Below are 12,672 nucleotides of genomic sequence, written 5' to 3' on the forward strand. Positions count from 1 at the left end.
CCTAAAGAATATGAAAACAGAACAAATCACAAAAGCCTATGAAATGGCAAAAGAGCGCTATGCCGCTCTGGGTGTAGATACCGACAAGGCTATCGAAACTCTCGAAAACACTCCTATATCCCTGCATTGCTGGCAGGCTGACGACGTGGTCGGCTTCGAGCGCAACGTGGCAGCTTCCGGCGGTATTCAGACTACTGGAAACTATCCTGGAAAGGCACGCAACATAGACGAACTGCGTCAGGACATTGAGAAGGTGGACTCGCTGCTGGCAGGTAAGTTCCGTCTGAACCTGCATGAGACTTACGGTGAGTTCGGAGGAAAATTCGTTGACCGCGACGAAGTGGGAGTGGAACACTTCGAAGGATGGATGCAGTGGGCGAAGGAGCACAACATGAAGCTCGACTTCAACTCCACATCATTCTCGCATCCCAAGAGCGGAAGCCTCACGCTCGCCAATCCTGACAAGGAGATACGCGACTTCTGGATTGAGCACACAAAGCGCTGCCGCCGTATCGCCGACGCTATGGGTAAATTCCAGAACGACCCTTGTATCATGAATATATGGGTGCACGACGGAAGCAAGGACCTCACCGTGAACAAGCTGCGCTACCGCGAAATCCTCAAGCAGAGCCTCGACGAGATATTGGCTGAAGACCTGCCGGGAATGAAGTCGTGTCTGGAAGCAAAGCTGTTCGGTATCGGACTGGAGGCTTATACCGTGGGCTCTAACTATTTCTATACCGGCTACTGCGCCAAGAACAACGTGATGTATACTCTCGACACCGGCCACTACGAACCGACAGAGAACGTCTCTGACGCCATCTCAGCATTGCTGCTCTACGTGCCGGAGCTGATGCTCCACGTGTCGCGTCCTATGCACTGGGATTCTGACCACGTGACACTCTTCGACGACAACACCCGCAACCTCTTCTCTGAGATTGTACGCGCCAACGCTCTCGACCGCGCACATATCGGTCTCGACTATTTCGACGCATCTATAAACCGCATCGGAGCATACATCATCGGAGTGCGCGCTGCCCAGAAGTCGCTGCTCTCGGCTCTGCTCGAACCAACGGCAACTCTGCGTCAGTATGAGGACGAGGGCAAACTGTTCCAGCGTCTGGCTCTGCTCGAAGAGGCAAAGACACTGCCTTTCGGAGCCGTTTACGACTACTTCAACATGAAGAACAGCGTGCCTGTGGGCGAGGAGTATTTCGCTGACGTGGAAAAATACGAGAATGAGGTGCTCGCAAAGAGAAACTAAGAGAACAGATTTTCGATATCAAACAATAATATAGCCGGAGCACCAAGGGGAACAACCGATTCCCCTGGCGCTCCGGCTTTGTCACAAACAGGATATTATGGAAATTATCATCGGACTTCTCATCATTGCCATCGGCGCATTCTGCCAGTCGAGCTGCTATGTGCCGATAAACAAGATAAAGAGCTGGAGCTGGGAGTCGTATTGGCTGGTGCAGGGCATTTTCGCATGGATAGTGTTCCCGCTGATGGGAGCGCTGCTCGCCGTGCCGGAAGGTCACTCGATAACGGAACTGATTGCCAACGGAAGCAGCTTCGATATATGGATGACGGTGCTGTTCGGAGCACTATGGGGAGTGGGCGGACTGACTTTCGGACTCTCGATGCGCTATCTCGGAGTGGCGCTCGGACAGAGCATCGCCCTCGGAACATGTGCCGGACTGGGAACCATCATGGGACCCGTGCTCCTGAACATCTTCTTCCCTGAAGAGGATGCGCTGAGCAGACTGACCTTCGCCGTGATTCTGGGCGTGGTGGTGACGCTGGCTGGCATCGCCATAATCGGCGTGGCAGGCTCTATGAAGGCGGCATCGCTATCTGAAGAGGAAAAGAAGGCAGCGGTGAAGGACTTCAACTTTCCGAAGGGACTCGCCATAGCCCTGCTCGCCGGATTCATGAGCGGATGCTTCAACGTGGGACTGGAATTCGGAAAGGGGATAAACTTCGGCGACCTCACTCCCGACATGTATAAGACGCTGCCTGCCACATTGCTCGTCACACTGGGAGGATTCATCACTAACGCTGCATACTGCTTCTTCCAGAATGCGAAGAACAAGACATGGGGCGACTATTCCAAGAGTGGGGTGCTGGCAAACAACATCGTGTTCTGTGCGCTGGCTGGCGCATTGTGGTACAGCCAGTTCTTCGGTCTGTCGCTGGGCAAGGGATTCCTGACCGCATCCGACACGCTGATGACTCTCTCCTTCTGCATACTGATGGCGCTCAACGTGGTGTTCTCTAACGTGTGGGGAATCATACTGAAGGAATGGAAAGGGTGCTCGCAGAAGACCATCGTAGTGCTGATAGTGGGCATCGTGGTGCTCATCATCTCTTCGTTTCTGCCGCAATTGGTATAAATTCCAAACGGTCATCAGACCGTTCTATTATAATGATCCAATGAAAGTTGGGGACTTAAAGCAATCGGTCATCAAGGCTTGCACTTCTTCGCAAACCTTGATGACCGATTTTTATTGATCAATTTCTTATGAGAGTTGGGGCTTAAAGACTATTCAGAAGGTCTGCCTTTCCGTCGTTGATGAGCTTTATCACGAGCTCTCCGAAGAGGGTGTTCTGCCATGCGAACCAGGCGCGGGTGTAGCGTGAGGCGTCGTCTTTGTGGAACGACTCATGGATGAAGCCCGTGCCAGCGTCGGTCTGAAGCAGCGTCTGCATACACCAGCGTATCTCTTCGTCGTCTTTCGCCGTGAAACATTTCATCATGACAGACATCGGCCATGGCATGTCGTAGCCGATATGCGGACCGCCGATGCCTGCTCCTGCCTTGCCGCTGAAGAAGCAGGGGTTGTCGTCGCTCCACACAAAGCGGCGGGTGTTCTGATATACAGGGTCATCGATGTCTACATCGCCCATATATCCCATACCGAGGAGCGATGGCACATTGGCATCGTCCATCAGGAGACGGTTGCCGAAACCGTCCACCTCATAAGCGTATATCTTGCCGTATTTCGGATGGTCGTAAACGGCATATTTCTGCAGGGCAGCCTTCACTTCGGCTGCCAGTTCGCTGCATCTCTTTGCCATCAGGAGGATTTCCGTCTTTCGGCTGCCATACGCCTTGCCTGCACAATGGTGCAGGATTTCAGCTGCCTTGTTCATAGAAGACACCGCCATGAAGTTTGACGGCACGAGGAACGGCAGGATGGTGGCATCGTCTGACGGACGGAACATGGAGGCTATCAGCCCTACCGGTTTCACCGGCGCCCCATAGCCGTCCCATCCCAGGGTGTCGAAGGTGCGGTCGGTCATACGGGTAAACGTGTATGGACCACGGTTCTCCTTACGCTGCTGCTCGATGAAGGTGGCGAGGATATTGTCTATCGCCCTCAGCCAGTCTTCACCGAAGATACTGTCGTCGCCGGTCACCTTCCAATATTCGTAGGCAAGGCGGATGGGATAGCAGAATGAGTCTATCTCGTATTTGCGTTCAAACACTTCGGGGGGCATCTCCGTGTTGTCCTTATGCCAGCCGGCTCCCGTAGGCCCGTCGTTATAGGCATTGGCGTAGCGGTCGATGTTTATACACTTCATCTGTCGGAGTATGACGCCACGAAGCATCTTCTTCAGATTGTCGTCCTTATTGGCAAGGGCGACATAGGGCCACACCTGAGCTCCTGAATCGCGGAGCCACATCGCCGGGATGTCGCCGGTATACACGAAGGTGTCGTCGTCGCCATTGGGGAGCACACGATAATGAACGGTGCTCTCAAGGGTATTGGGGAAGCAGTTGGCAAACATCCATGCCAACTTGGGATTCTTCTTCAGGATTTTCTGAACCTCGCGGATTTTCTTCTCGACGGCGGTTGAGGTGAAGAGGCGCTCGTCAACGGGCGGACGCTTCGATTCATATTTTCCTTTGACTGGAGCAACCACCTTGGTATAGCGTGAGTGCACGTCGACGGTGGCATTCTCTTGTGCCGTCATCGTGGCTGTGGCTGCGAGGAAGGCTATGGTAAACAGGGTCTGTTTCATGATTGTGGTATTATTCTTGTTTTGAAATTGTTTCGGGATAAGGATTATCTCCCAAAGGCAATCAGGCAGTATGATGACCAGTTGGGGCTATGGACGGTCGGCAGACTTAGTTCCCCATGCCGATGGCTTGTTGCCCATCTGCAGTTCGAGCACTCCGCCTTTACGGATGTCGTCGTATAGGATATATGACTTGGTGTATCGCTTACCGTTGAGCTTGGCTGACTGCACATAGATATTCTCCTTGCTGTTGTCTGTGGCTACAATGGTGAATGTCTTGTCGCCGGAGACTTGCATCGTGGCTTTGTTGAAGAGCGGCGAACCGATGATGTATCTGCCGCCGGCGGGCTCCACCTGATAGAGGCCCATGGATGACAGGATATACCATGCTGACATCTGTCCCACGTCTTCGTTGCCACACAGACCGTCGGGGTCGTCACGATACAGCTCCGTCATGGTCTGGCGCAGCAGACGGGCTCCTTTCCATGACTGACCCACATAGTTATACATATACAGCACATGATGGCTCGGCTCGTTGCCATGGGCATACTGTCCGATAAGTCCGGTGATGTCGGGAGATGCGCCGGCTCCGAGATCTCCGGTCACGATGAAGAGTGAGTCGAGTTTCTGGGTGAAACGCCGTTCGCTGCCGAAGAGCTTCACAAGTCCGTGCACATCATGGGGCACAAGCCATGTATACTGCCATGCGTTGCCCTCGGTATAGTCGTCCTGACGATGGTCGGCGGAGAAGGGATTGAATGGTTCACGGAACTTGCCGTCGGTACCGATGCCGCGCATGAAGGTGGTTTCGGGATCGAAATACTTGCTGTAGCTCATGGCGCGGTCGCCGAAATATTTCGCATCGGCTTTCTTTCCCAAGAGGCGTGCCACCTTTGCCACACACCAGTCGGCAAGGGCATATTCCAATCCCTTGGCTACGGTCTCCCTGTTGGCGTCTTTGTCGTAGGGCAGATAACCGTATTTCTTCAGCAGTTCAAGTCCGCGCTCATCTTTCAGAGCTGACTGCTTCATGGCTTCGTAGGCTCCTTCTTTGTCGGCTACATATCCTTTCAGCACCAGGTCGGCAAGCACGGGAATTGCCGGATTGCCCACCATACAGTCTGTCTCATTGCCCATCAGATGCCATACGGGGAGTTTGCCCTGCTGACGGTGGATGTTGATGAACGTCTTGGCTATGTCGGGCAGCATGTCGGTGTGTATCAGCGTCATAAGAGGATGGGCTGCCCGATATGTGTCCCAAAGGGAGAGAGTGGTATAGTTGGTGAAATCACCCTGATGCACCTCGCCGTCGGCACCGCGATACTGGCCGTTGACATCCGAGAATACCGAAGGGGCTGTCATGGTGTGATACATGGCAGTATAGAAAATGCGACGATACGTGGCATCGGCGGTTTCTATCCTGACCTTTGAGAGTTCGTCGTTCCATGCCTTGTCGGCATCTGCCACTACCTTGCGGAAATCCCATCCGGGAATCTCTTTATGCAGGTTTTCTGCCGCATTGTCGACGCTGACGGCAGACATGCCTACCTTTATCATCAATGGCTGGGAAACATCGGCTGCCGTCAGGAGCCATCTGCCGCTGTCGAGTGGTTCTACGCTGACTGTCTGGGAGAATTCCGCAGAGAAGAACACCTTCTGGTTCTTTGCCCAACCTGTGGAATGACGATGGCCGGAGATTGTCGTATCGGTGATGCGGTCGAGGGCATAGTCTGCAGGCTTGTCGTAACCTATACCTTGATGAAGGTCGAGAACAAGCTGTGCTTTCGCCATGTCAGCACCGAAGGTATAGCGGTGGAAACCGGCACGCCGGGTGGCTGTCAACTCTACCCACACATTGGGCCGCTCGAGTTTCAGGGCGTAATAGCCGGGGCGCACGCTCTCATTGCTGTGATGGAAGACTATCTCTTCCTGACCGGCATCAGCAACGGGAAGGAAAGCCACATCGCCAAGATCGCCTACGCCGGTGCCGCTAAGATGCTGATGGCCGAAACCTATCAGCACAGAATCGGAGTCGTGGTAGCCGGAACACCAGTCCCAACCGCGGGTGTGCTCTGTGGGACCGAGCTGGACATAACCGAAGGGCACGTTGGCACCAAGAAATACATGTCCGTGTCCGCCGGTGCCGATTCGGGGATTCACGTATTGTGTGAGATTGTCTTGTGCGAAACCGCAAAAAAATGCGCCTATCGCAAGCAATAAGGTAAAGATTGAATGCTTCATATTATATATTAAGGTGTGTTTCCAAAGACTGCCCGAAACGGGTCGTCGGATAATATTCGGTATAAAAGTATGAATAAATCACGACACGGACAAGAAATTCGACGAATAATCAATAAAAGTGAAGCAAAAAAACATGCTGAGTGAGGGAAGAAAAAGAAATTGGATACCAAGTTATTGTTTTACTGTCACTAACCAAAGAAATCAGAACCAGAACAAGCCTTGACTAAAGACTGGGAAGATGTGACAAATGAAGGGGGAATGCGACAACAAGGATGAGAAAAAAAAGGGAAAAAGAGCAGAAAGAAGAAAAGAATTTATATTTTTGTACTTGAAATTGAATCATGCTTTGAAGCAAGACAAAAGCGAGACTTATACCTTAAACAGTAAAACTTGGCTGATATGGAAATGATTTTAACTCCAACATTCAATATGTTGGGATATACGGCATACGTGATAAGCAGCACGGCATTCATCATATTGGGTATATTCCTGATGTCGCTGAGAGTGATGGAAAAGGAAATGGCCGCCTGCTACAAATCACCAAGGGCTTGTATCGCATGGACGTCAATTGTCATCGGCGTGCTTCAGATGTGCAATGCCACATTGATAGCAAAAGGTATCGACTATGACGTGTTGACATCATTCGCCTACCCTCTGACATACTATATCCAACTGTATCTGCTCACAACATCTATTCTGACAATGACCATTGCAGACCAGAAGAAGGTGGACATGAAAAACATGACCTGCCTGCCGATTGTGGCATTGACACTGATTTACCTTGTATATTTCATCGTGAACAGAGAAACGGAGTTCAATATCGGATCTTATGAACTGTTCACCAATACTCTCCCTGCCAAGATAATAAAATACATTCTGCTTGTAGCCATATTCTCTATCTACCTGGTATACTCCGCAATGATATACTTCGAAATAAGAAGGTTTAGAGATAGTGTGGAAAAGGACGAAGAACTCAGCAAACGCATCAGGACGAAGCCGATGATAAAGAATGCCAAGATGACCATTGCATACGTAACGATTTTAGGTTGTGTAATATTCTTCGAGGCAATAACCGGGAAACACCTTAGCAACAATGCGAATATAGTATTCGTGTTGGTCCATACAGCTATATTCGTATCAAATGGTGGCATCATAGTCAACATATCGCTGAGATATATGAAAGAAACTCGTTATCTTGAAGCTAAAAGGAATGCTGAAAACACAAGACTAAAGGCTATAAGCATAAAGGATATAGAAAACCTATTGTTGAAGAATGCAGCGAACAAGGATACTACAACAAACGAAATAATCCATTCGCATGCAAGAAAAACGAGTAAGGAAGATAAGAAGAAGGAGCCTGAGGCAATAGAAGCCACAGTGAGAAGTTGGATGAGACTACCGTCAAAGCCATACTGCCGTGAGGGACTGGCACTGAGAGAAGCCGCTGCTGAAATGGGAATCGACCAACGGTTGCTGAGCGGCTTCATAAACAATATGTATAGAATGAACTTCAATGCATGGATAAACATGCTGCGCATAGAGGAAGTGAAGCGGTTGATAAGTCAAAGACCGGAAATGACTCTGGTAGATATAGCTGCCCATACTGGTTTTACGGACTCTTCTGCCATGTCAAAGGTATTCAAGAAGGCTGAAAGCATAACGCCGTCGCAATACAAGCAGGAGCATAAGAGGCGCAGAAGAAAATAATTCACTTTGTACACTCATCTGAAACGGCTATCAGACCGTTGGGGGGGGGATATTCGTTATATACGAAAATCCATCTTTCAGACACGACAAAGCAACAGAAACCAAGGACACAAAACCATTTTTCAAGCAATCTGATAAATATTAGTGTAACATATTTATTAATCATTCAAAAGCGATTAAGCCAAAATGTTACAATGTCACATATAACACATCTGCCTTAAAATCAAGCACTTCCCAATATCTCACCCTCAAATGTCAGCCAGAGGTTCAAAGAAACATTTGTATCAAATCAACAAAATATTACATCGGATGCGACACATTAGTAAATTTATATCATATTTTTACTAACTCGAATTAATTCCCTTTTATTACCTTTGCAGCGCAATCAAATAAATGATGCATTGAAGAGACAATAAATATCTCCTTGAAATATTAAATATGTAAGAACAATAAAGAATAGGGCTCCGCATCAACAGAACGATGTGGGGCACTATTTAAAAAGAAAAAGATAAAGTCAACAAAAGCAAGTTGGAAAGCAAAAAGGAGAGATGACAATATAGAATAATACAACTTTGATTAAGTCAAATAATAAAATATATAAATTCAATCATCATTATTAAATTGTCAAAAGCTGAACTTCACTAAAGCAATATCTACAGTGTTTAGGACTAAAGCAAAAAACAAGAAAGTATAAAAGAATTAAGATAAAAATACAATTATCAAGATAAAGGAACCGTTTGTCCAGAAAGTATGGAGGCCCCGAAAACACGGAGCATCTGAAGAATTGTGGATGGAATGGTTGAAAAGAATATAGCTTATAGGAATTTATTAATGTAGCATGAAATAAATATAGCAAAACACAAAAAGTAAAGAATTGTACCAAAAATAAATAAGTCTTCAAAGACGTCTGTGTATAGCCGCAGGGATGCACCTATACACAGCAACTTTTTTTTTTATCCCAAATCGGTCATTAGGGCTTGATAACATTCTCAATAATATTGCTGGCCACACCTGCATTTGGCCAGGTTCAAGTAACATACCACCTTTTTAGTTTCTTTATGACAAGAATATGATGATATTCCGACAAAAAGGCGTATTTTTGTAGTCGGAACGAACAAATGTACGTTCAGCGCATACAAGAAGAGCATCTCACAAATGCATATTCATATTACATGGTAATCAATAAAGACAAAACTTTCAAGAAAGAATAACAATCAAGAAAGAATAAAACTCAAGAAAGATAAAACTATAAATAAAAGAAAACAGCAATCAAGAAAGACAAAACTATTAAACAACAACATAAAATGAAGAAAATTAGAGCAGCCGTAGTGGGCTACGGCAACATCGGACATTATTCTGTACAGGCTCTCGAAGCAGCAACGGATTTCGAAATAGCCGGTATCGTAAGACGCAACGGCGCAGAGAACAAGCCTGCAGAACTGGCAGAATATGAGGTAGTTAAGGACATTACAGAACTTAAGGACGTTGATGTGGCAATTCTCGCCACTCCATCGCGTAGCTGCGAGGAATATGCCAAGAAGATTCTCGCCCTCGGCATCAATACCGTTGACAGTTTCGATATACACACGGGTATCGTGGACTATCGCGCCACTCTCATGCCAATCTGCAAGGAGCACAATGCAGTTGCTGTCATCTCTGCCGGTTGGGATCCAGGTTCTGACTCTATCGTACGCACTCTGATGCAGAGTCTGGCACCTAAAGGATTGTCATACACCAACTTCGGACCAGGAATGTCGATGGGCCACAGCGTCTGCGTACGTTCAAAGGCAGGTGTGAAGAACGCTCTGTCGGTTACCATTCCAAAGGGTGAAGGTCTGCACCGTCGTATGGTGTATGTGGAACTTGAAGAAGGAGCGAAACTGGAGGATGTTGCAAAGGCAGTGAAGGAAGATCCATATTTCGCCAACGACGAGACACATGTGTTTGCCGTAGACTCAGTAGACGAAGTACGCGATATGGGCCATGGTGTAAACCTCGTGCGCAAAGGTGTGAGCGGCAAGACCCAGAACCAGCGCATGGAGTTCAACATGAGCATCAACAACCCTGCATTGACTGGTCAGGTGCTCGTCAACGTAGCCCGTGCCTCTGTTCGCCAGCAGCCTGGTTGCTACACGATGGTGGAGATTCCTGTAATCGACATGCTTGCCGGTTCACGCGAAGATCTCATCAAACACTTGGTATAAGCACTTGGTATAAACAAAGCGCCCCACACCGCGATACTTATGCGATGTGGGGCGCTTTGTTTTTGATATTTTGTTTCGCTATGGTTTCTTACTCTATTAAACCCAAAACGGTCATTAGGCCGTTAAATGTGATATTTTATAACTGCTTGCAGTCTTTTGCTTTTTATAAGGCGTCTTTTGTCCGTTTTTAATTCGCAATAGCTTGCTATTACTCATTAAAAGCCAACCAAAATCCACTCTTCTAAAAATCAAAATCCAAGCAAGCCCTAACGACCGATTTGGGTTAAAGTAACGTTCTGACTGCTACTAACCGTAATCGGTCATCAGGCTGATTAGGGATTGGTCAACCGACTATAGAACAGCAATTAGTCATTTCTTCTCAACGGCCTTGCGCTGAATGAGTCTGAAAGCGATGCCATACATATTGTCACCGCAAGTGACATGTATAAACTTCACGCGATTCTTCTCAAAATCTCTATAAGGCTGTGCGTTGAATACGATACGACGGTATCCTTCGCCATCGTTCACCACCTTTGCCGTGAACCATCCGCCCTCTGTAACATTCTTGGTGTCAGCCAGTTTGCCGTTTTCCACACTCTTCACGTTAGTTTCCTTTGTCTTTCCCTTGTCGTCGGTAGTCTTGTCGTTTATCTGCACGATATTGAGTTCCTTGGCGTTTTTCACCGTTACGGAAGCCTCTCCACCTTCAGCATTGATGTAGACATCAGTGTTGTTGGGGTCGAGCACCGGCAACACCTTTGAATCATCATCATCATCACTACATGCCGTAAACGCTACAGCGCAAAGGGCAAAAAGCATAAACAGGTATTTCTTCATTTCTCTTTTCGTTTTGTTATTTGTTATTATTAAGATTGACAAGTTTCCTTATGCTATCATAACTCCAAAAGCATCAAAACATTGCATCCCCCTCTACCGGAAAACGCATGTTTTCTTTCATATCATGGGTTATCTGTCCTTCCAGAAACCACGGGTGAACAGCACTACTACGCTGAATATCTCCAGTCGGCCCATCAGCATCAGCACGGAACAAATCCACTTGCCCACGGCAGGCAGGATATTCCACGACGCGGTAGGTCCGATTTCCAGTCCCAGCGTCGGTCCCACGTTGCTCGCACAACTCATGGCGATAGTGATGGAGTTTGTGCTGTCCACTCCCATACATATCAGACAGAAGTATGCAAAGATACACAACGCCATATACAGGGCGAAGAACACGAGCAGCGTGACCTGTGCCGAACTGCTCACCAAATTGCCGTTCACCCTCACCGGCAATACTGCCTTTGGATGAAGGATACGACGAAGTTCGTTGCGCACCACCTTGAACAATATCACGCCTCTGACACTCTTGAAACCACCGCTCGTACTGCCGGCACATGCTCCGATGAACATACAGATGCTGAGGATGACCCACGTGATATGCGGCCATTTGCCGGCATCGTCGTTGGAGACTCCCGTTGTGGTGATGAACGACACCACCTGGAACAACGCGCTTCTGAGGGCATTCGCCATGTCATAACCGTTGAAGCGTATCAGGAAATACATTATTCCCATCGTGGCAAGCGACACCACGAGCACATAGAGCTTGAATTCCGAATTCTGGAACAGCGACAGGAACTTACGCTTGAAGAAGGTAAGATACAAGAGCGTGAAGTTTGTTCCAGACAGGAACATGAAGGCTATTGTGGTATAATCGATGAATGCCGAGTGGAAATGTCCGATACTGTCATTATAGGGTGCGAAGCCCCCCGTCGCAGTAATACTCATAGAGTAGTTGGTACAGTCAAAGAGGTTCATTCCTCCCAGATACAGACACACGGAGCAACCCAATGTCAGCAACAGATATACGAGCCATATCGACTTTGCGCTCGACGATATTCGCGGGTGCACCTTGCTCTTTATCGGTCCGGTAGACTCCGCTGCAAACACCCTTATGCTTCCGCCCACGAGCGACGGCAGGATGGCGATGGTGAAGAACGCTATTCCCAATCCACCGATCCATTGCGTCATCGACCGCCAGAAGAGCAGTCCATGCGGCAGAGCCTCAACATCATCGATGATGGTGGCTCCCGTAGTGGTAAATCCCGACATCGTCTCGAAGAAGGCGTCGGTATAGTCTGAGACATATCCGCTGATGGTGAACGGGAATGCTCCGAAGAAGCTGAAAAGCGCCCAAGTCAGCGTGACGAGCAGATAGGCGTCACGGCGGTTCATACTGTTTTCCGCCATGCGACCCTTGTATTTCAGCATAAAGCCAGACCCCACGATGATGGCAATGGATATGGCAAACGCCATGGCATCGTCTTCTCTATAAAACAGAGCCATGGCGAGACACAGCGACATCAGCAATGCCTCAAGGAAGAGGAGCTGTCCCAATATCTTATATATAAGCTTGAAATTCAACATTTCTTTATATGATTCATATCTTATGACTACAATATTCCCCTTGACTGATAATAAGCCAAAGAGCCTTGAG

8 protein-coding genes are annotated in these 12,672 nt (G+C 48.2%); 4 read left to right on the plus strand and 4 right to left on the minus strand.

Features of this window, described 5'->3' with window-relative positions; all coding sequences use genetic code 11:
- The first annotated feature begins 10 nt into the window (after positions 1–10).
- Positions 11–1,264 (plus strand): L-rhamnose isomerase, encoded by a 1,254-nt coding sequence (locus CCC32_RS03305; RefSeq protein ID WP_022316830.1) that lies wholly within the window; start codon positions 11–13, stop codon positions 1,262–1,264.
- 97 nt (positions 1,265–1,361) lie between these two features.
- Entirely contained in the window at positions 1,362–2,396 is a 1,035-nt protein-coding gene (locus CCC32_RS03310) for an L-rhamnose/proton symporter RhaT (protein ID WP_022316829.1), read from the plus strand.
- A 142-nt stretch (positions 2,397–2,538) separates the two neighbouring features.
- On the opposite strand, the gene CCC32_RS03315 is transcribed toward CCC32_RS03310, so the two are convergent.
- Both CCC32_RS03315 and CCC32_RS03320 read right to left on the minus strand, forming a co-directional pair.
- The gene (locus CCC32_RS03315) at positions 2,539–4,029 is read right to left on the minus strand and encodes a glycoside hydrolase family 125 protein (protein WP_502705598.1); all 1,491 of its coding nucleotides are present in this window, start codon (positions 4,027–4,029) and stop codon (positions 2,539–2,541) included.
- An 87-nt stretch (positions 4,030–4,116) separates the two neighbouring features.
- The gene (locus CCC32_RS03320; protein ID WP_287072296.1) at positions 4,117–6,267 is read right to left on the minus strand and encodes a GH92 family glycosyl hydrolase; all 2,151 of its coding nucleotides are present in this window, start codon (positions 6,265–6,267) and stop codon (positions 4,117–4,119) included.
- A gap of 399 nt (positions 6,268–6,666) precedes the next feature.
- On the opposite strand from CCC32_RS03320, the gene CCC32_RS03325 reads away from it, so the two are divergent.
- Together CCC32_RS03325 and CCC32_RS03330 are read left to right on the plus strand one after the other, a co-directional pair.
- Positions 6,667–7,974, plus strand: a complete 1,308-nt coding sequence (locus CCC32_RS03325) for a helix-turn-helix domain-containing protein (protein ID WP_287072297.1) — start codon at positions 6,667–6,669, stop codon at positions 7,972–7,974.
- Between the two features lie 1,304 nt (positions 7,975–9,278).
- Complete coding sequence (locus tag CCC32_RS03330; protein WP_022316825.1) at positions 9,279–10,178, plus strand: diaminopimelate dehydrogenase; 900 nt, start codon at positions 9,279–9,281, stop codon at positions 10,176–10,178.
- 369 nt (positions 10,179–10,547) lie between these two features.
- Here the strand turns inward: CCC32_RS03330 and CCC32_RS03335 are convergent, their stop codons facing one another.
- Both CCC32_RS03335 and CCC32_RS03340 read right to left on the minus strand, forming a co-directional pair.
- Positions 10,548–11,015 carry a hypothetical protein gene (locus tag CCC32_RS03335; RefSeq protein ID WP_022316824.1) on the minus strand — a complete coding sequence of 156 codons (468 nt, stop codon included), beginning with the start codon at positions 11,013–11,015 and terminating at the stop codon, positions 10,548–10,550.
- 129 nt (positions 11,016–11,144) lie between these two features.
- Positions 11,145–12,602, minus strand: a complete 1,458-nt coding sequence (locus CCC32_RS03340; RefSeq protein WP_287072300.1) for a TrkH family potassium uptake protein — start codon at positions 12,600–12,602, stop codon at positions 11,145–11,147.
- Between the last annotated feature and the right edge of the window lie 70 nt (positions 12,603–12,672).

Origin of the sequence: Prevotella sp. LMAG:51 (assembly GCF_008680225.1) — a bacterium.
Lineage (GTDB): Bacteria > Bacteroidota > Bacteroidia > Bacteroidales > Bacteroidaceae > Prevotella > Prevotella pectinovora.